Origin of the sequence: Nonomuraea sp. NPDC049695 (assembly GCF_040674955.1) — a bacterium.
GTDB lineage: Bacteria > Actinomycetota > Actinomycetes > Streptosporangiales > Streptosporangiaceae > Nonomuraea > Nonomuraea helvata.
The window spans coordinates 87,583-107,103 of record NZ_JBFANV010000017.1 but is presented as its reverse complement, the minus strand read 5'-3'; the positions used below and the strand labels follow the sequence as shown (position 1 = coordinate 107,103).

General features: G+C 70.5%; 16 protein-coding genes. 13 read left to right on the top strand and 3 right to left on the bottom strand.

Features of this window, described 5'->3' with window-relative positions; genetic code table 11:
* The first annotated feature begins 126 nt into the window (after positions 1–126).
* The 10 genes from AB0J64_RS17715 (at position 127) to AB0J64_RS17670 (ending at position 12,083) form a co-directional block, all read left to right on the top strand.
* Positions 127–1,824 (top strand): hypothetical protein, encoded by a 1,698-nt coding sequence (locus AB0J64_RS17715; RefSeq protein ID WP_364027758.1) that lies wholly within the window; start codon positions 127–129, stop codon positions 1,822–1,824.
* An 11-nt stretch (positions 1,825–1,835) separates the two neighbouring features.
* Positions 1,836–2,978 (top strand): GNAT family N-acetyltransferase, encoded by a 1,143-nt coding sequence (locus AB0J64_RS17710; protein ID WP_364027755.1) that lies wholly within the window; start codon positions 1,836–1,838, stop codon positions 2,976–2,978.
* Between the two features lie 114 nt (positions 2,979–3,092).
* The gene (gene ruvC, locus AB0J64_RS17705; protein WP_364027752.1) at positions 3,093–3,623 is read left to right on the top strand and encodes a crossover junction endodeoxyribonuclease RuvC; all 531 of its coding nucleotides are present in this window, start codon (positions 3,093–3,095) and stop codon (positions 3,621–3,623) included.
* A 175-nt stretch (positions 3,624–3,798) separates the two neighbouring features.
* Positions 3,799–4,419, top strand: coding sequence for a Holliday junction branch migration protein RuvA (gene ruvA, locus AB0J64_RS17700; protein WP_364027749.1), 621 nt, complete (start codon positions 3,799–3,801; stop codon positions 4,417–4,419).
* A gap of 165 nt (positions 4,420–4,584) precedes the next feature.
* The gene (ruvB, locus tag AB0J64_RS17695; protein ID WP_364027746.1) at positions 4,585–5,616 is read left to right on the top strand and encodes a Holliday junction branch migration DNA helicase RuvB; all 1,032 of its coding nucleotides are present in this window, start codon (positions 4,585–4,587) and stop codon (positions 5,614–5,616) included.
* 214 nt (positions 5,617–5,830) lie between these two features.
* Positions 5,831–6,220: a preprotein translocase subunit YajC gene (yajC, locus tag AB0J64_RS17690; RefSeq protein ID WP_364027743.1), complete on the top strand. Its 390-nt coding sequence runs from the start codon at positions 5,831–5,833 to the stop codon at positions 6,218–6,220.
* Between the two features lie 43 nt (positions 6,221–6,263).
* Positions 6,264–8,069, top strand: coding sequence for a protein translocase subunit SecD (gene secD, locus AB0J64_RS17685; protein WP_364027740.1), 1,806 nt, complete (start codon positions 6,264–6,266; stop codon positions 8,067–8,069).
* 1 nt (position 8,070) lies between these two features.
* Positions 8,071–9,069: a protein translocase subunit SecF gene (gene secF, locus AB0J64_RS17680; RefSeq protein ID WP_364027737.1), complete on the top strand. Its 999-nt coding sequence runs from the start codon at positions 8,071–8,073 to the stop codon at positions 9,067–9,069.
* 117 nt (positions 9,070–9,186) lie between these two features.
* Entirely contained in the window at positions 9,187–9,705 is a 519-nt protein-coding gene (locus AB0J64_RS17675) for an adenine phosphoribosyltransferase (protein ID WP_344994779.1), read from the top strand.
* Between the two features lie 188 nt (positions 9,706–9,893).
* The gene (locus AB0J64_RS17670) at positions 9,894–12,083 is read left to right on the top strand and encodes a bifunctional (p)ppGpp synthetase/guanosine-3',5'-bis(diphosphate) 3'-pyrophosphohydrolase (protein ID WP_364027733.1); all 2,190 of its coding nucleotides are present in this window, start codon (positions 9,894–9,896) and stop codon (positions 12,081–12,083) included.
* Between the two features lie 25 nt (positions 12,084–12,108).
* Here AB0J64_RS17670 and AB0J64_RS17665 read toward each other — a convergent pair whose 3' ends face one another.
* The 3 genes from AB0J64_RS17665 to AB0J64_RS17655 all read right to left on the bottom strand — a co-directional run bounded on the left by AB0J64_RS17665 (position 12,109) and on the right by AB0J64_RS17655 (position 15,620).
* Positions 12,109–13,200, bottom strand: a complete 1,092-nt coding sequence (locus tag AB0J64_RS17665) for a cupin domain-containing protein (RefSeq protein ID WP_364027730.1) — start codon at positions 13,198–13,200, stop codon at positions 12,109–12,111.
* 246 nt (positions 13,201–13,446) lie between these two features.
* Positions 13,447–14,676, bottom strand: coding sequence for a DUF349 domain-containing protein (locus tag AB0J64_RS17660; RefSeq protein ID WP_364027727.1), 1,230 nt, complete (start codon positions 14,674–14,676; stop codon positions 13,447–13,449).
* A 62-nt stretch (positions 14,677–14,738) separates the two neighbouring features.
* Positions 14,739–15,620 (bottom strand): peptidylprolyl isomerase, encoded by an 882-nt coding sequence (locus AB0J64_RS17655; RefSeq protein WP_364027724.1) that lies wholly within the window; start codon positions 15,618–15,620, stop codon positions 14,739–14,741.
* Between the two features lie 138 nt (positions 15,621–15,758).
* On the opposite strand from AB0J64_RS17655, the gene AB0J64_RS17650 reads away from it, so the two are divergent.
* Genes AB0J64_RS17650 through aspS form a run of 3 tightly spaced genes read left to right on the top strand, consistent with a single transcriptional unit; the run spans position 15,759 to position 19,461 of the window.
* On the top strand, positions 15,759–16,439 hold the full coding sequence (locus AB0J64_RS17650) for an MBL fold metallo-hydrolase (protein WP_357605145.1): 681 nt from the start codon (positions 15,759–15,761) through the stop codon (positions 16,437–16,439).
* Positions 16,439–17,695: a histidine--tRNA ligase gene (hisS, locus tag AB0J64_RS17645; RefSeq protein ID WP_364027720.1), complete on the top strand. Its 1,257-nt coding sequence runs from the start codon at positions 16,439–16,441 to the stop codon at positions 17,693–17,695. The genes AB0J64_RS17650 and hisS overlap by 1 nt, the downstream gene beginning before the upstream one ends.
* Complete coding sequence (gene aspS, locus AB0J64_RS17640) at positions 17,692–19,461, top strand: aspartate--tRNA ligase (RefSeq protein WP_364027717.1); 1,770 nt, start codon at positions 17,692–17,694, stop codon at positions 19,459–19,461. Before hisS ends, aspS begins: the two co-directional genes overlap by 4 nt.
* Positions 19,462–19,521: the final 60 nt, after the last annotated feature.

Genomic DNA, 19,521 nt, shown 5'->3' with positions numbered 1-19,521 from the left:
CCGGGCCCTTGCTCTTGCGTACACGGCCTCGTGAGCCGGCCTGAAGGAGCCCCGGCGGGGCTCGGGCCGGGACCCGAGCGCTCTTCGGATGCGCGAACGCGGCGGGGCAGCGTAGGGTCGGGCGACGTGACTTCCCCCACCCCGACACAGGCACCTTCTCGAGCGCTCGGCTGGCTGCTGGCCGTGCCCGCGCTGTTCGGCACCCTCATCACGCTCGTGCTGCCGACCGTCCAGACGATCTGGCTCAGCTTCCAGAGCGGCGGCGTCCTGACGGAGAGCCACTTCGTGGGGGTCGACAACTACCACGAGCTGGCGAGGACGGGGGAGGTCTGGCGGGCGCTGTGGTTCACGTTGTCGCTGGCCGTGGTGCCGCTGCTGGTGGCCGTGGTGGTGGCGCCGCTGCTGGCGATCGCGCTCGACCGGGCGGGCGAGTGGCCGCGGCAGGCCGGGCGGATCGCGCTGTCGCTGGCCGTCGTCACGTTCTCGCCGGTGGGGGTGGCGGCGGCGTGGATGCGCGGGCTGCTGCCGGACGCCTCGGGCCTGGCCGGCCTGGCCCAGGGGCTGCGCGAGCCGGCGACCGCCCCTGGAGCGCTCCGATTGATCGTCGCCGCGGCCACGTTCGGGGTGGTGTGCGCGCTGGCGGTCATGGCGTTCCTGCCCGCTTTGCGCGCCGGGTCCGTCGCATACGACGGCTCTGTCCCGTACGGCGGGATCGTTCAGGGTGCCCCCGGTTCGCGTGGTGGTGGTGTGGCGTCCGGGATGCTGGTCGTGGGGACACTCCTCGCGATCACCATGGTCGCCGTCGGGCTCCAGGCGTTCTCGATGGGGCTCGTGCTCACCAGAGGCGGCCCTGAGCGCTCCACAGAGACGCTCGCGGGCCTCGAGTACGACCACGCCTTCAGGATGGCCGAGTTCGGCCCTGGCGCGTCCATTGCGACCCTCACAGGGGTGATCCTCGGCGTGCTGGGCATCGTCGCGATCGTCATCGTGGTGGTCTCCCGGCTGAGCATCACGCTGACGCCGCGCGTCACGCCGGCGGCAGGGGAAGGCGACGGAGAGGCCGCCGCCGAGCGCGGGTCCGGCCCCGTCGGCGTGGCCGTCGGGGTGGCGGCGCTGGTCGTCTTCGTGGCGGTCGCCCTCGTGTGCGCCTGGCCGTGGATCGACGGCGTGCTCGCCTCGCCCGACAGCCCGGCGGGAGCTTTCCGCGCCCAGGTGAACACCTGGGTGCCCGCGGTCGCCGGTGCGATCGTCTCGGTCGGCGTCGCCTATCTGGCCGCGCTCGGCATCGGCGGCCTGCGGCCGCTCGGGCGGGGGAGCGAGTGGCTGCTGCTGGTGTTCGCGCCGTGGCTGTTCGTCGGCCCGGGGCCGCTGGGCGTCGCGAACTGGCAGACCGTCCGCAACATCGGCCTCATCGACTCCTTCCTGGCCCTCTTCCCGCCCCTCCTGGTCAGCGTCCCCGCGCTGCTGGTGCTCACCCTGCTCTGCAAGGGGCTCGCCGAGCGCACCGACAAGGACTTCTTCGGCGGCGTCCTCATCCCGTCGCTCCCCATGGCGGGCATCCTCGCCGGAGCCGTCGCCCTGGTGAACGCCCAGGACCTCCTCTGGCCGCTGCTCGTGGCCCAGAAGCCGGCCCTGTACACCTCGCAGGTCGCGCAACTGGTCCAGCTGGGCGGCTTCTCCGCCGCCGGCCCCGACGTCGGCGCCGCCACGCCGCTGATCGTCGTCGCCCTCGCGCTGATCGCCGTCGCGGCCGCTCAGCTGCTCTACCTCGACAGGCTCGTCATCACGACAAAGGGTTCGCGACCGCCTGCCCCCGCCGCATAGGTTTGGTCCTCGTGGAAATCCGCGACCTGACTCCTGAAGACCTGGACGACGTATTCGACCTCCGCAAGCGCTCGTTCGGCCCGAGCCCCGCGAGCGATCGCGACAGGTGGCGCCAGGCGGTGCACCCGGCGCTCGGCGAGGGCCGCTACCTCGGCGCGTTCGACGGCTCCCGGCTCACCGGCGCCGCCCGGCTGCGCCGGTTCACCCAGTGGTGGCACGGCAGGCCCCAGCCGATGGCGGGCGTCGCCGGGGTCACCATCAGCCCCGAGGACCGCGGCCGCGGCCTCGGCTCGCAGCTCATGCGGGCCGTCGTCGAACGGGCCACCGCGCTCGGCGACGCGGTCTCCGCCCTCTTCCCGGCGACCACGCCCGTCTACCGCTCGATCGGCTACGAACACGCCGGTGCCCAGCACACCGTGACGCTCCCCGCCGAGTCGCTGCGCGGGATCCGGCCGTCCGGGCAGGTCAAGCTGCGCAGGATGGGCCCGGGAGACGCGGCCGAGGTCGTCTCCGTGCTCCACCGCGTCCACGCCGCCGCCCGCTCCAGCGGGCCCATCTCCTGGGACGAGGCCACCTGGAGCCTGTGGCTGGGGAACCCGGACGACTTCCTCTACCTCGCCGAGGACGGCTTCGCCGTCTACCGGTGGCACGGCGACGCCATCTCGGTCGAGAACCTCGTCGCCGGCTCCGGCGAGACCGCCAGGGCCCTGTGGTCCGTGGTGGGCAGCGCCTCCTCGGTCGCGCGCGACGTCGTCGCCTCCGTGGCGCCGGACGACCCGGTGCTGTGGCTGCTGCGGGAGCGGTCCAAGGAGAAGGTGACGCAGGCCCGGTGGATGTTCAGGGTGCTGGACGTGGCCGCCGCCGTCGAGCGCCGGGGCTATCCGGCGTACGTGGCCTGCGACGCCGTCGTCACCGTGGAGGACCCGCTGGGGAGCGGGGGGACGTGGCGGCTGGAGTTCGCGGGCGGCTCGGGCTCGGCCACCGAGGTCTCCGAGGCCGGGGCCGTGCTCAGCGTGAACGGGTTCTCGGCGCTGTACGCCGGGGTTCCGACGGCCACGCTGCGGATGTGCGGGCTCATGTCCGGCGACGAACGGTACGACGAGGCCCTCGACACTGCCTTCGCCGCCAAGCCGTACATGCTGGACTCCTTCTGATCCGCCCTGGGCGTACGGGGCCTGGTGTCCGGGCGATTCACGGTGCGTGGGCACCTCCGCCGGGGTAGAGTCTCGTGCCGAACAGGTGTTCGGCAGCGCGTAAGGGGTGGGCCGGTGCGGGTGATGGGCGTCGATCCGGGGCTGACCCGGTGCGGCGTGGGCGCCGTGGAGGGGCGTCCTGGCGCGCCGTTGCAACTGGTGGCCGTCGGGGTGGTGCGCACGGGAGCCGATGAGGAGCTCGGCACCCGGCTCGTCGGCATCGAGGCCGGGATCGAGCAGTGGCTCGACGACGTACGGCCCGACGCGGTGGCGGTCGAGCGCGTCTTCAGCCAGCACAACGTACGCACCGTCATGGGCACCGCCCAGGCCGCCGGGATCGCCGTGCTCTGCGCGGCCAGGCGCGGGCTGCCGGTGGCGCTGCACACGCCGTCCGAGGTCAAGGCGGCCATCACCGGCAGCGGCACGGCCGACAAGAAGCAGATCGGCGCCATGGTCACGCGGCTGCTGCGCCTGACGGAGATGCCCAAGCCCGCCGACGCGGCCGACGCCCTCGCCCTGGCCATCTGCCACGTCTGGCGCGGCGGCGCCCAGCACCGCCTCGCCGCGGCCCTGGCCAGGGCCACCAGGAAGGACGCCAGGTCGTGACCTTCCGGGAGACGGGCGATGCGATGCGCCGCCGCACCGCGTGCCCGCGGCGCGTCGTCGCCGGTCATGCGAGAGGATGTCGGGCTGTGACTCTTCCCGGGACTCTTGGCGGGTCTCTTGCCGGGACTCTCGGCGGCGGCGTGCGGGCCGTGGCGGCATGGAAGGATGGTGGGCTGTGATCGCGTCGGTGGCGGGCAAGGTGACCGCGATCGCTCCCGACGGAGCCGTGATCGAGGTCGGTGGCGTCGGCATCCTCACTCACTGCACCCCCGGCACGCTCGCCACGCTGCGGATCGGCGAGGAGGCGCGCCTGGCCACGTCGCTGGTGGTGCGGGAGGAGTCGCTCACCCTCTACGGGTTCGCCACGGATGACGAGCGGGCCGTGTTCGAGCTGCTCCAGACGGCCAGCGGGGTCGGTCCCAAGCTGGCCCTGGCGATGCTCGCCGTGCACACGCCCAACGCCCTGCGCGTCGCCGTCGCCGGCGCCGACCTCAAGGCCCTCACGCAGGTGCCGGGGATCGGGCAGAAGGGGGCGCAGCGGATCGTGCTGGAGCTGAAGGACCGGCTCGGCACGCCCGAGGAGACCGTCAACGCCGCGCTCAACGGGGAGCGGCGGGTGGCGGCCTGGCGCGAGCAGGTCCACTCGGGGCTGGTGGGGCTGGGCTACTCCAGCAAGGACGCCGACGAAGCCGTGGCCACCGTGGAGCCGCGCGCCGACGCCGACCTCGCCGCCGGCCGTCAGCCCCAGGTCGCCGCGCTCCTGAAGGCCGCGCTCCAATCGCTGAGCCTGCGATGACCGCCCGCGACCCCCGCTCCCACGACGGGGCCGATGCGACCGCTCGTTCTCACGGCAGTGCTGACGCGTCCGTACCCGCCGCTTTTTCTGGCAGCGGTGCCAACGTGACCGTGCCCGCCGCTCGCCCTCACGGCGGTGCCGACGGTGCCTGGAGGAGGTGGGGACGTGGGGGTTGACCGGGAGCTGGTGTCGCCCGACACCGGCGGCGACGAGCTGCAGATCGAGGCGGCGCTCCGGCCCAAGCGGCTGAGCGAGTTCATCGGCCAGGGCCGCGTGCGCGAGCAGCTCTCCCTCGTGCTCGAGAGCGCGCTGCGCAGGCAGCGGCCGCCCGATCACGTGCTGATGAGCGGGTCGCCGGGGCTGGGCAAGACCACCTTGGCCATGATCATCGCGGCGGAGCTCAACGCGCCGCTCAGGATCACCTCCGGGCCCGCGCTGGAGCGGGCCGGCGACCTCGCCGCCATTCTCTCCACGCTCACCGAGGGCGAGGTGCTGTTCATCGACGAGATCCACCGGATGGCCAGGCCCGCCGAAGAGATGCTCTACCTCGCCATGGAGGACTTCCGGGTCGACATCGTCGTCGGCAAGGGGCCGGGTGCCACGGCGATCCCGCTGGACATCGCGCCGTTCACGCTCGTCGGCGCCACCACCCGAGCAGGGCTGCTGCCGGCGCCGCTGCGCGACCGGTTCGGGTTCACCGCTCACATGGACTTCTACGAGGTCGGCGAGCTCGAACAGGTGCTCTACCGCTCGGCCACGCTGCTCGGCGTCACGCTGCCGGAAGAAGGGTCGCACGAAATCGCCAGGCGTTCCCGGGGGACGCCGCGAATCGCGAATCGGCTGCTCCGGCGGGTGCGGGATTTTGCGGATGTAAGAGCCGATGGGGTGATAAATCGGGAAATCGCCGCGGCGGCGCTCAATCTGTACGAGGTCGACGCCGAAGGGCTCGACCGGCTCGACCGGGCGGTGCTCGGCGTGCTGCTGAAGAAGTTCGGCGGCGGCCCGGTCGGGCTGTCCACCCTCGCCGTGGCCGTGGGGGAGGAGCCGGAGACCGTCGAAGTGGTGGCCGAGCCGTTCCTCGTACGCCAGGGCCTGCTGGCCAGAACCCCGCGCGGCCGGGTCGCGACCGCGGCCGCCTGGAGCCATCTCGGCATGACCCCGCCCCCCGACGCGTTCGGAGCATCCCTTTCCGACTGATCACAGAACGGTTGCAACCGTTTCACAATGGGAACTTCCCCGCGCGCCGAAACGCTGCTTCGTTGCCGCGTTTCGCAACAAGCGCCTACACTCCGTGGCTTGGCTGGCTGTGTAGGCTGACGGGCTGATGCGGCGCGGCCCGACGCAACGCACGGAATTTCCGGCGCGAGGCCGGTGTCAACTTCCTTGTACGACAATGAAGGGTGTGCCCCTTATGGACATGGGACAACTCGGAAGTATCCTGCCGCTGATTCTTCTGGTGGTGGTCTTCTACTTCCTGCTGATCCGCCCGCAGCGCAAGCGCCAGCAAGAGGCGGCGCAGATGCAGAACTCCTTGACGCCCGGCGCCCGGGTCATGACCACGACCGGGCTGTTCGGCACCGTTGTGGCGGTGGAGAATGAGGACGTGATCCTCGAGGTGGCGCCCGGGATCGAGACCCGCTGGGTGAAGGCCGCGATCGGCCGCGTCGTCACGCCGGGCGACGCTGCCGAGTCCGACGAGTCCCCTGCTGAGGAGGGCGAGACCGGCGAGGAGGGCAAGAACGAGTCCGAAGCCACCGTTGAGCGCGAAGGCGGCCAGGATTCCAGCACCAAGCAGTCCTGACTAAGCTCTGCGACAAACCTCTACCCGAAAGAACTGACGACCAGTGGCCCGACCGACAAGCCGCCACAGCAGACCGGGGCGCACGCTCCTGGTGCTGCTGGCGCTCATCTTCGCCCTGGGCGGGACGATGCTCCTGCAGAAGGCGTTCACGCCGAAGCTGGGGCTTGACCTCGCCGGCGGCACGACGATGACTCTGTCCCCTGTGACTCTCAACAACGCGGCACCGCCGGACGAGATCCTCGACCGCGCGGTCAGCATCATCCGCGAACGAGTCAACGGACGCGGCATCTCCGACGCGGAGGTTGCCAAGTCCGGCCCCAACATCGTCATCTCGATCCCGGGCGTCGGACAGAGCGAGGCCCTCAAGCTGGTCGCCACCACAGCGGAGATGCGCTTCCGCCAGGTGCTCGCCAGCGCGGCCACCCAGGCGCCGCAGGACCTGGCCACCAACGCGCCGACGCCGGCCCCGTCGGCCTCGGCGAGCCCGACCGCCACCCCCAAGTCGGGTAAGTCCGGCAAGTCCAGCCAGGTCTCCACCCCCAAGCCCAGCACGTCCCCGACGGGCAAGGCGCTGTCGTCAGCGCTGACCGCGCCGACCCCCAGCGCGTCGGCGGAGGCGCCCTCCGCCAGCACGGAGGCCCCTGCGACGCAGAGCCCCCAGCAGCAGTCGAAGAAGGGCCAGAACGCCAAGGCCACGCCGACGGCGGCGCCGAGCGCCCAGCCCAGCACGCCGACCGCGCAGGACCAGGGCATCAACACCCAGGGCATCGACCCCGCGGTGCTCGCCCAGTTCAACAAGCTCGACTGCACCAAGCCGGAGAACCGCGGCCAGGGCGTCCAGGACGACCCGGCGAAGCAGTACGCCGCCTGTGAGAGCGACGGCAGCTACAAGTACGTGCTGGACGTCGCCAAGGTCGTCGGCACGGACATCGACTCGGCCTCCGCGGGCATCCCCCAGAGCAGCGTCAACTGGGCCGTCGAGCTCAACTTCAAGAGCAAGGGCGCGGACGCGTGGGCCAAGCTCACCCAGGAGGCCTACAGCGCCCAGCCGCCGCGTAACCAGGTCGCGGTCGTGCTCGACGGCGTCGTCATCACCGCCCCCAACATCCAGGGCCCCATCCCGGGCGGCAAGGCCCAGATCACCGGCAACTTCGACCAGACCAGCGCCACCCAGCTGGCCGACCAGCTGAAGTATGGTGCGCTGCCGCTGAAGTTCAAGCGCAGTTCCATTGTCACGGTCTCCTCGACCCTGGGCCAGGACCAGCTCGAGGGCGGCCTGATCGCGGGTGCCATCGGCCTCGCGCTCGTGGTCGTCTACTCGATGCTCTACTACCGGGGCCTGGGCATCGTGGCGGTGCTGAGCCTCGTGGTCGCCACGATCCTCACCTACACGGCGGTGGTCGTGCTCGGCCACAACGCCAACTTCCGGCTCTCGTTGCCGCACATCATCGGCCTCGTGGTCTCGATCGGCATCACCGCCGACTCCTTCATCGTGTACTTCGAACGCATACGCGACGAGATGAAGGAGGGGCACCGGACACTCCGGTCGGCAGTCGAGGTGGCCTGGGTCCGTGCCAGGCGCACGATCCTGATCGCCGACGCCGTCATGTTCATCGCCGCGATCGTGCTGTACTTCCTGGCGGTGGGCGGTGTGGCCGGGTTCGCGTTCGCGATGGGCCTCACCACGCTGATCGACATCGTGGTGGTGTTCCTGTTCACGAAGCCGTTCATCGCCCTGCTGGCGAGGCTGAAGTTCTTCGCCAAGGGGCACCCGCTGTCCGGCCTCGACGCCGAGCGCATGAGCGAGGCGCACACGTCCAGCCGCCCGACCAAACCGCAGGAGGCCTGAGATGGGACTCGCGCGACGCCTCTATCGCGGCGAGATCGACGTTGACTTCGTCGGCAAATGGAGGCTCTGGTACAGCCTGTCCGGCCTCCTCCTCCTCGTCTCGCTGGTCGGACTGCTCATCAACGGCCTCAACCTGGGCGTGGAGTTCAAGGGCGGCACGGTCCTCTCCTTCAAGGCGCCGACCGCCACCATCGAGCAGGTCCGCGACACGTTGACCGCAGAGGGGGTGCATCAGCCGATCGTGCAGACCACCGGGACCGGGGGCGGCTGGCGGGTCACCACCGAGACTCTGCAGGAGGGCACTCTCAGCCAGGTGCAGTCTGCGATCGCCAAGGACCTCAAGGTGCCCGCCAGCGAGGTCAGCGTCGACTCGATCGGCGCCTCCTGGGGCGGTGAGGTGGGCCAGAAGGCCTGGATCGGCCTGGGCGTGTTCATGCTGGCGATCATCCTGTACCTGTCGATGGCGTTCGAGCCGAAGATGGCGCTGGCCGCCATCGTCGCGCTCGTCCACGACCTCGTCATCACGGCCGGCATCTACGCGTGGTCGGGCTTCGAGGTCACGCCGGCGACCCTGCTGGGCTTCCTGACCATCCTCGGTTACTCGCTCTACGACGCGGTCGTGGTGTTCGACATGATCAAGGAGGTCACGGCCAAGCTGGGCCACACGTCGAAGATGACGTACTCGATGGCGGCCAACAACGCGCTCAACCACACGCTGATCCGGTCGCTGAACACCTCGCTGGTCGCCATCCTGCCGGTGGCGGCGATCCTGTTCATCGGCACCACGCTGCTCGGCGCGGGCGTGCTGAAGGACCTGTCGCTGGCATTGTTCGTCGGCATGATCGTCGGTACGTACTCCTCGCTCTGCGTCGCCACGCCGCTGCTGGTGACGCTGAAGGAGCGGGAGCCGAAGTACCAGGCCATCGCCAAGCGGCTCGCCTCCACGGGAGGGGGCAAGGGCCCGAAGGGCCCCAAAAGCGCAGCGGTAGCCAAGGGGTAGCCAGAGCACACGTACGACGCCCTCGGTCTTCACCGGCCGGGGGCGTCGTCGTGTGCGGGCGGAATGCACCATCATGGAGCCCGGCACACCGCCGGTGGAGAATTGCGAGGAAATGTCATGACCGAGCTCAGCACGATGATCCTGGAGAAGATCAGGGACGTGCCCGACTACCCCAAGCCGGGCGTGCTGTTCAAGGACATCACCCCGCTGCTGGCCGACCCGGTCGCCATGGCGGCCGTGGTGGAGGAGCTGGCCGGCCTCGCCGAGGTGGACAAGATCGTGGGGATCGAGGCGCGCGGGTTCATCCTCGCGGCACCGGTGGCGTACCGGGCGGCGGCCGGGTTCGTGCCCGTGCGCAAGAAGGGGAAACTGCCCGCCGCGACCCTGGAAGAGTCCTACGATCTGGAGTACGGCTCCGCCACCATCGAGGTCCACCGTGACGCGTTCAGGCCCGGCGACCGCGTTCTCGTGGTCGACGACGTGCTGGCGACGGGCGGCACCGCGAAGGCGGCGGTGGAGCTGGTGAAGAGGGCCGGAGGCGAGGTCGTCGGCATCGCCGTGCTCATGGAGCTGGCCTTTCTCAAGGGACGCGAGCGTCTGCCGGGAGTGGAGCTGCACTCCCTCGTGATCGTCTGAGCCGAGGCCCGCGACGGTCCAGGTTCGCCGCCTGGATACACTGGGGAGCCTGGACTCGAACGTGAGGAGCCATTGCGTGAGGAGTCTGTGTGCCCCGTGACGTGGTCGCATCCGACGTAACCGACGCCGGTGGTGCCGAGGCGCCCGGCGTTCCGGCGGTGCGTCGAAGGCGGTTTGGGGGTGGGGCCATGAATCCGGTGCTGGAGCCGCTGTTCCGCACGGTCCGCGCCACCCACCCCAAGGCTGACCTGCGCCTGATCGAGCGTGCGTACGACGTCGCCGCCTACCACCACCGCGACCAGAAGCGGAAGTCCGGCGACCCTTACATCACGCACCCGCTGGCCGTGGCCACGATCCTGGCCGAGCTCGGCACCGACGACGAGACCCTGTGCGCCGCGCTGCTGCACGACACGGTGGAGGACACCGCCTACAGCCTCGACGAGCTGCGCGGCGACTTCGGCGACACGATCGGGTCCCTGGTCGACGGCGTGACCAAGCTGGACAAGGTGAAGTTCGGCGACGCCGCCCAGGCCGAGACCGTGCGCAAGATGGTCGTGGCCATGTCGCGCGACATCCGCGTGCTGATCATCAAGCTCGCCGACCGGCTCCACAACATGCGCACCATGCGCTACCTGCCCGAGCACAAGCGCCACCAGAAGTCCCGCGAGACCCTCGAGATCTTCGCCCCGCTGGCCCACCGCCTGGGCATGAACACGATCAAGTGGGAGCTCGAGGACCTCGCCTTCGCGATGCTCTACCCCAAGCGCTACGACGAGATCGCCCGCATGGTGTCGGAGCGCGCGCCGCGCCGCGACCTGTTCCTGCAGGAGGTCATCGAGAAGGTCTCCGGCGACCTGCGCGAGGCCAAGATCCGCGCTGTGGTCAAGGGCCGGCCCAAGCACTACTACTCGGTCTACCAGAAGATGATCGCCCGCGACGTGGCGTTCGACGACATCTACGACCTGGTGGGCATCCGCGTGCTGGTCGACAGCGTGCGCGACTGCTACGCCGCGCTCGGCACCATCCACGCCCGGTGGAACCCGGTGCCGGGGCGGTTCAAAGACTACATAGCGATGCCCAAGTTCAACATGTACCAGTCGCTGCACACGACGGTGATCGGTCCCGAGGGCAAGCCGGTGGAGCTGCAGATCCGCACCCACGCGATGCACCACAGGGCCGAGTACGGCGTGGCCGCCCACTGGAAGTACAAGGAGGAGGTCGGCTCCGCCGGTCCCACGGGCAAGGTCAAGCCGGGCAGCGACATGGCCTGGCTGCGCCAGCTCCTCGACTGGCAGAAGGAGACCTCCGACCCGGGCGAGTTCCTGGAGTCGCTCCGCTTCGACCTGTCGGTCTCCGAGGTCTACGTGTTCACCCCGAAGGGGCAGGTCATCGCGCTGCCCGAGGGGGGCACGCCGGTCGACTTCGCGTACGCCGTGCACACCGAGGTGGGCCACCGCTGCATCGGCGCGCGGGTCAACGGGCGGCTGGTGCCGCTGGAGTCCCGGCTCGGCAACGGCGACACGGTCGAGATCTTCACCTCCAAGTCGCCCGACGCCGGGCCCTCGCGTGACTGGCTGAAGTTCGTCAAGTCGGGCCGGGCCCGTAACAAGATCCGGCAGTGGTTCTCCAAGGAGCGCCGCGAGACCGCGATCGAGGCGGGCAAGGAGGCCATCGGGCGGGCCATGCGCAAGCAGGGCCTGCCGCTGCAGCGGCTGATGTCCGGCGAGGCGCTGCTCGCGCTCGCCCGCGACCTGCGCTATCCCGACGTGTCCGCCCTGTACGCGGCCGTGGGGGAGGGGCACATCGCGGCCCAGGCCGTCGTGCAGAAGCTCGTGGCCTCGATCGGCGGCGTCGACAGCGCCGAGGAGGACATCGCCGAGACCTCCCTGCCCACCCGGCTCCGCGGCCGCCCGCGCGGCGGCGGCGCGGGCGTGGTCGTGGCGGGCGACGCCGACGTCTGGGTACGCCTGTCGAAGTGCTGCACCCCGGTGCCCGGCGACGAGATCGTCGGTTTCGTCACCCGAGGGCACGGGGTGTCCGTGCACCGGGCCGACTGCACCAACGTGCAGCAGCTCAAGTCGCAGCCGGACCGGCTGGTCGAGGTGAGCTGGTCGCCGAGTGACGACAGCGTCTTCCTGGTGGCGATCCAGGTGGAGGCGCTGGATCGGCCGCGGCTGCTGTCGGACGTCACGCGTACGCTGTCCGACCAGCACGTCAACATCCTGAGCGCGTCCGTGACGACGTCGCGGGACCGGGTGGCGATCAGCAAGTTCACGTTCGAGATGGGGGACCCCAAGCACCTGGGGCACGTGCTCAAGGCGGTGCGCAGCATCCAGGGCGTGTTCGACGTCTACCGGGTCAGCGGCGCGGGCAGCTGACCCGCTCCCCGCTGCGACTGTCGGCTCAGCGAGGGCGGAGGTCGGGGAGGTTGACCACGATGGCCTCCTGGGTGCTGCGGGCGATGACCACCACGGCTTCCTGGGACGGATCGGGGTTTTCCTCGCGATGAGGCACGTACGGCGGCACGAAGATGTAGTCGCCGGGCTTCGTGTCCAGGCGCACCTCCCGGTCGTCCTCCAGGAACACGAACGACGGCGTGCCGCTGACCACGTAAATGGCCGTCTCCGAGGCCCCGTGATGGTGGTCGGACGAGCGGGTGGCGGGGGCGACGTGGGTCTGGCCCATCCACAGGCGCGAGGACCCGGCCGTGGCGCCGCTGATCGCGGCCAGCCGGCGCATGCCGGAGCTCTGCGCCGTTTCGCCTGAGAGCTCCCCAGAGGGCACGTGACGCAGCGGCTGGTGGAAGGGGTCCCCCTCGGCCCGGTAACCCTCCCAGAGGCGCCCTCCAGCGCGTTCCAGCACGTCCGAGGCCACGCCGGACAGCCGTAGGGAGTCGTCGTGGGCGGCGAGCAGCTTCTCGGCCAGCTCCGGGTCGTGGGCGCGCAGCTCGCGCAGCAGCCACTTGCCGCTCCCTTGCCACCTGCGCCCCAGGCCGAGCGCCATCCTGGCCGTCTCCTGCACCACCTGCCAGCGGATGAACGTCTGCTCGCCCGGATCCGTGGCCCCCGAAAGGTCGTCCAGGAGGTCCGAGAGGGCGTATCTGGACCGTTCGGCCTGCGAGCTGGTCAGCCCGCCCGGTCCGGCCGCCAGGCGCTCGCTCAGCGCCGCCTGGAGGTCGCTGGCCCGGCCGCTCGTCCGGTCGGTCACCACCGCGCCCTCGGCGCACATGCGGGCCAGGCTCGGCTGGCGCCGGTCGAAGTCCTTGTCGAGGTAGGCGTGCAGGCTGGTCTCGCTGTGCACGAACAGCTCGACGGGCCACTCGTGCCAGCGCAGGGACTCGCGATAGGGGGTGGGCAGACCGTCGAGCACCACCACGACGTCGAGGTCGGAGGTGCTGGTGCGGTGCTCGGTGAGCGCGCTGCCGCCGACGAAGGCGTACAGGGCTCCCGGGAACATGTCCTCGACGAGGGCACGCGCGGCGCTGACCGGATCCATGCCCGCCAGCCTAGGTCTCCGCCCCCTCCGCCGTTGCCCCATTTCCCGCACCGGCCCCGCTCGCGCCGTCCCCCACGTCATCGTCAGGTGGCCGCGCCGTTGAGCCGGCGCTCCAGGACCGTGGCAGGCAGCAGGACGGGACGTGTCGGGGCACGTGCCGGACGCGCACATGCCATCCCCCGGGAGCTGGGCGCGTGCGCCGGGGCCGCCGTGGGCCGGTGGAGGCCGTGAAGGGCCTCCACCGGGTCAGCTGAACTCGGCGAGCGTGCGCTCGGCCTCCTCCAGCCACGAACGGCGGGCGGTCAGCGCCTCCTCGGTCTCCTTGATGTCCTTGGCGCGACCGGCGTCCTGCGCCTTGGCCAGCCGCTTCTCCAGCTGCTCGATCGAGGTGCGCAACTGGTCGACGGTGCTCTGCGCCCGGGCCCTGGCCTCAGGGTTGGACCGCTTCCACTCCGCGTCCTCGGCCTTGCGCACGGCCTCGTCGACCTTGCGCAGGCCGCCCTCCAGCCGGTCGCGCTGCTCGCGCGGCACCGGGCCGGCCGCCTCCCAGCGCTCCAGGATGCTCCGCAGCGCCCCGCGGGCCGTACGCACGTCCGTGACCGGGAGGATCTTCTCGGCCTCGGCGAGCAGCACCTCCTTGACCTCCGCGTTGGCGGCCAGCGAGGCGTCACGCTCGGCGAAGACGGCCGAACGGGCCTGGAAGAACTGGTCCTGGGCGCCCTTGAAGCGGGCCCACAGCTCGTCCTCGACCTCGCGCGAGGCCCGCCCGGCGTTCTTCCACTGCTGCATCAGCTCGCGGTAGACGGCCGCGGTCTGGCCCCAGTCGGTCGAGTCGGCCAGCGCCTCGGCCTCGGCGACGATGCGCTCCTTGGCCGCGCGAACGCCTTCGCGCTGCTCGTCCAGCCCCGCGAAGTACGCCTTGCGCCGCTTGGCGAACGCCGTGCGCGCCGCCGACAGCCGCTTCCACAGCGCGGCCTCGGTGACCCTGTCGATGCGGTCGGCGGCCTTCCACTCCTCGACGAGCTGGCGCAGGCGTTCGCCGCCCGACTTCCAGTGAGTGGTCTCGTCGGCGATGCGCTCGGCCTCGGCGACGATGCGCTCCTTGACCGCCCTGGCCTCGGCGCGCGCGTGCTCGCGCGCGGCCTTGACCTCCTCGCGGCGCTGGGCGACCAGCTCCGTCAGGCCGTCGAGCCGGGCCGTCAGCGCGGCCAGGTCGCCGACGGCGTGGGCTTCTGCGACGGCCTCCCGCAGCTTGGCGATGCTCGCCTCAGCCTGGGCCGGAGCCAGGTCCGTGCCCTTGACGCGCTGCTCCAGCAGCTGTACCTGACCGGCCAGCTCGTCGTACTTGCGATGGAAGTAGGCCAGTGCCTCTTCGGGTTCACCGGCCTGCCAGGAGCCGACGGCCCGCTCTCCCTCAGCCGTACGCACGTAGACGGTGCCGTCGTCGTCTACCCGGCCCCACGGGTCGGTGCTCACCGTGTCCTCCCGCACTTTCCATCAGACCCTTCGGGACTACTTCGTCCCTAGTTTGTATTACGTCAGCTCTTGCTGGCGATTGTCACGTCTTTGATTTCGACGGTTTGCTTCGGTGCTCCCGTCCCGTCACCCGCGTCCCCGATGACGCCCGCTTTGTTCACCTTGTCCAGGATGTCGAGCCCCTTGGTGATCGTACCCACCGGCGTGTAATCCGGGGTGAGTCCGATGTCTCCGTAAACGAGGAAGAACTGGCTGCCCGTGCTCCCCGGGGCCTGCGTTTTGGCCATCGCCATCACGCCGCGCTTGTACTGGGCGCCCTGGAGGTTCTCCTCGGCCATGACGTAGCCGGGGCCGCCGGAGCCGTCCTGGCTCTTGCCGTCGGCCTTGGCCGACGGGTCGCCGCACTGCAGCATCGGGAACTTGTCGCTGCCGAGCCGGTGGCACTTGCTGCCGTCGTAGTACTTCTTCTTCGCCAGGTACTCCAGCGAGTTGGTCGTGCAGGGCGCCTTGGCGTTGTTGAGCTCGACCACGATGTCGCCCAGGTTCGTCTTGAACGTCATCGTCTTCGTCGCCGGAGTGGTCTTGACCTTCTTCGGCGGCATGCCGACGTCCTTGATCTTCCCGCCGGCGGTGTCCTTGACGTAGTCGCAGGTGCCCGTGGCCGCGTCATACGGCTTGGGCCCCGTGTTCGCGCTCGCGCTCGGCGCCGCCGTGGCGGTGTCGGCGGCGGACGCTGTGGGCGAGGAGGCCGCGTCGGTCCCCGTGCTGTTGCCGCCCAACAGCGCGACCGCGGCCACGATGCCGCCGACGACGATCACGACGCCCACAGTGGAGCCGATGATCGCCGTGCGCTTGGCCTTCTGCTCGCGCTCGAGCCGGCGCTGCATCTGCCGCTCGTAGTGCTCACGCGCCAGCTGCTTCTGCCGGTCCTTCCCCGTGGCCACCGCTTTGCCTCCCATAGTCAATCAACTGAGGTGGGCGAATCGTATCGGCCAACGGGTAATGATTCGCAGCCCGGCGACCCGCACCGGTACCCTTCGGTTACATTCCCATTGGCTTTTCGACGAGATCACCTGAGGCAGATGCTCATCGCCGGCTTCCCCGCAGGGGCCTTCCAGACCAATTGTTACGTTGTCGCGCCTGCCCCCGGCGAGGAATGCGTGATCGTCGACCCAGGTCAGGACGCGACAGAAGGCGTCGACGAGCTGCTGCGCGAGCACCGGCTCAAGCCGGTCGCGGTCCTGCTCACCCACGGCCACCTCGATCACGTCTGGTCGGTCGCCCCGGTCTGCGGCGCGCGCGACGTCCCCGCGTGGATCCACCCCGACGACCGCCACCTGCTGAGCGATCCGGCCGCGGGCTGGTCCGGCACGAGCGCCTCGCTCTTCGGCGGGCTGGAGCTGAGCGAGCCCGACGACGTGCGCGAGCTGTCCGACGGCGCCGTGCTCGAGCTCGCCGGCCTCGAGCTCGTGGTCGACCACACGCCCGGCCATACCAGGGGGTCGGTGAGCTTCCGGCTGCCCGGTGACGAGATCATGTTCTCGGGCGACCTGCTGTTCGCCGGCTCCATCGGCCGCACCGACCTCCCCGGCGGCGACTACGCGACCATCCTGAGCAGCCTGGCCACCAAGTGTCTGCCGCTGCCTGACGATACGGTCGTCCTGCCGGGCCACGGACCACAGACCACGATCGGCCGCGAGCGCGCTACCAATCCATACTTGAAAGAAGCGGCGCCGCAAGCCGGTCCCACACGAGGGATCTAATGAGCTTCCAAGCACCTAAAGGGGTCAAGGAATACGTTCCACCGCAGGCCTCGACGTTCTACGCGATCCGCGGAGCGTTCGCGGAGACGGCCAGGCGCGCGGGATACGCCTACCTCGAGACCGCGGTCTTCGAGGACACCCAGCTGTTCGCGCGCGGCGTCGGAGAGTCCACCGACGTCGTGAGCAAGGAGATGTACACCTTCACCGACCGCGGCGGCAGGTCGCTGACGCTGCGCCCGGAGTTCACCGCCGGCGTGCTGCGCGCGGTCCTGGAGTACGGCCTGCACCGCGGTCAGCTCCCCGTGAAGGTCTGGACCGACGGCCCGGTCTTCCGCGCCGAGGCCCCGCAGGAGGGCCGCTACCGGCAGTTCTACCAGCTCGACCTGGAGGCCATCGGCAGCGAGGACCCGGCGGTCGACGCCGAGACCATCGCGCTGGCCTGGCAGTGGTACACCGCGCTCGGCCTCACCCAGGTCCGGCTGCTGCTCAACTCGCTGGGCTGCAAGGAGTGCCGGCCGATCTACCGTGCGCGGCTGCAGGAGTTCCTGCGCGGGCTCGACCTCGACGAGGCCACCAGGGCGCGGATCGAGATCAATCCGTTGCGCGTGCTCGACGACAGGCGTCCCGAGGTGCGCGCGCAGCTCGAGAACGCGCCGCTCATCGGCGACCACCTGTGCGCCGACTGCAAGGCCTACCACGACCGGGTCAAGCAGCTCCTGGCCGACCTCGGCATCCCGTGGGAGGACACGCCCAAGCTGGTGCGCGGGCTCGACTACTACACCCGCACCACCTTCGAGTTCGACCACCCGCTGCTGGGCGCGCAGTCCGGCATCGGCGGCGGCGGCCGCTACGACGGGCTCTCCGAGGCCATCGGCGGTCCCGCGTTGCCCGGCATCGGCTTCGGGCTCGGCCTCGACCGCACCGTCATCGCCCTTGAGCGCGAAGGCATCGAGCTCGCCACCCGGGCCCGTTGCGAGGTGTACGGTGTGGCGCTGGGCGACGAGGCGGCGCGGGCCATGTTCAAGCTCGTGAGCGAGCTGCGCGCGGCCGGTGTCGCCGCCGACATGTCCTTCGGCGGCAAGGGGCTCAAGGGGGCGATGAAGGGGGCCGATCGTTCCGGTGCCCGCTTCGCGCTGATCCTGGGCGAGCGTGACCTGGCGGCCGAGGCCGTGCAAGTGAAGGACCTGACCACCGCTGAGCAGACCGAGGTGCCCTTGGCCGAGGTCGTCGACGTTTTGAAAGGGAAAGTGCAGTGATCCGCACGCATCAGGCCGGGTCGCTCCGCGAGGAGCACGCCGGGCAGCAGGTGACGCTCGCAGGATGGGTGGCCCGCCGCCGTGACCACGGCGGCGTGGTCTTCATCGACCTGCGCGACGCCTCCGGCTCGGCGCAGGTGGTCTTCCGCGAGGAGGACCACGCCCACGACCTGCGGGCCGAATACTGCGTGAAGGTCGTCGGCCAGGTCAGGGTGCGCCCCGAGGGCAACGAGAACCCCGACCTGCCCACCGGCGCGATCGAGGTCGTGGCCGAGCGGGTGGAGGTGCTGAGCGAGTCCGCGCCGCTGCCGTTCCCCATCGAGGGCAACGTGGGCGTGTCGGAGGAGGCCCGGCTCAAGTACCGCTACCTCGACATCCGCCGCCAGCAGGTGGCCAACGCGATGCGTACCCGCTCCAAGGCCACCTACCTCGCCCACGAGGTGATGCACGAGCTCGGCTTCGTCTACGTCGAGACGCCGACCCTGACCCGCTCCACGCCCGAGGGCGCGCGCGACTTCCTGGTCCCGGTACGCCTGCAGCCCGGCAGCTGGTACGCCCTGCCCCAGTCGCCCCAGCTGTTCAAGCAGCTGCTCCAGGTCGCCGGCCTCGAGCGCTACTACCAGCTCGCCAAGTGCTACCGCGACGAGGACCTGCGCGCCGACCGGCAGCCGGAGTTCACGCAGATCGACGTCGAGATGTCGTTCGTGGACCAGGAGGACGTCATCGCGGTCGGCGAGAAGCTGATCAGCCGGCTGTGGAAGGAGACCGTCGGCTACGACCTGCCGACGCCGCTGCCGCGCATGACGTACGCCGACGCCATGGCCCGCTACGGCTCCGACAAGCCCGACCTGCGCTTCGGCCAGGAGCTGGTCGAGATGACCGGCTACTTCGCCAACACCTCCTTCCGCGTCTTCCAGGCCGAGTACGTCGGCGCCGTGGTCATGCCCGGCGGCGGCTCCCAGACGCGCAAGGAGCTCGACGCCTGGCAGGAGTGGGCCCGCAGCCGCGGCGCCAGGGGCCTGGCCTACGTGCTCGTCCAGGAGGACGGCACGCTGGGCGGCCCGGTGGCCAAGAACCTCTCGGAGGAGGAGCTCTCCGGGCTCGCGGCCAAGGTCGGTGCCGAGCCGGGCGACGCGATCTTCTTCGCGGCCGGTCTGCAGCACGCCTCGCGCGAGCTGCTCGGCGCCGCCCGCCTGGAGATCGGCCGCCGCTGCGGTCTGATCGACGAGTCCGCGTGGGCGTTCCTGTGGGTCGTCGACGCCCCCATGTTCGAGCCCGTGCACGACGAGGTGGGCCGCGAGATCGGCTGGACGGCCGTGCACCACCCGTTCACCGGACCCAAGCCGGAGTGGGCCGACAACTTCCAGGACCACCCGGGCGAGGCGCTGGCGTACGCGTACGACATGGTCTGCAACGGCATGGAGATCGGCGGCGGCTCGATCCGTATCCACCGGGCTGAGATGCAGCAGCGCGTCTTCGACGTGCTGGGCATCTCCAAGGAGGAGGCGGAGAGCAAGTTCGGCTTCCTGCTGGAGGCGTTCAAGTACGGGCCCCCGCCGCACGGCGGCATCGCCTACGGCTGGGACCGCATCTGCATGCTGCTGTCCGGCGGCGAGTCGATCCGCGACGTGATCGCGTTCCCGAAGACCGCCTCCGGCTTCGACCCGCTCACGGGCGCGCCCACGCCGATCACGGCCGAGCAGCGCAAGGAGGCGGGCGTCGACGCCCAGCCCAAGGCCGACGCCCAGCCCAAGGCCGAGGTCTAGGCAGGTCCAGGCATGTGACAACGGCGGGCACCGGCCACGGTGCCCGCCGTTGTCGTGTCG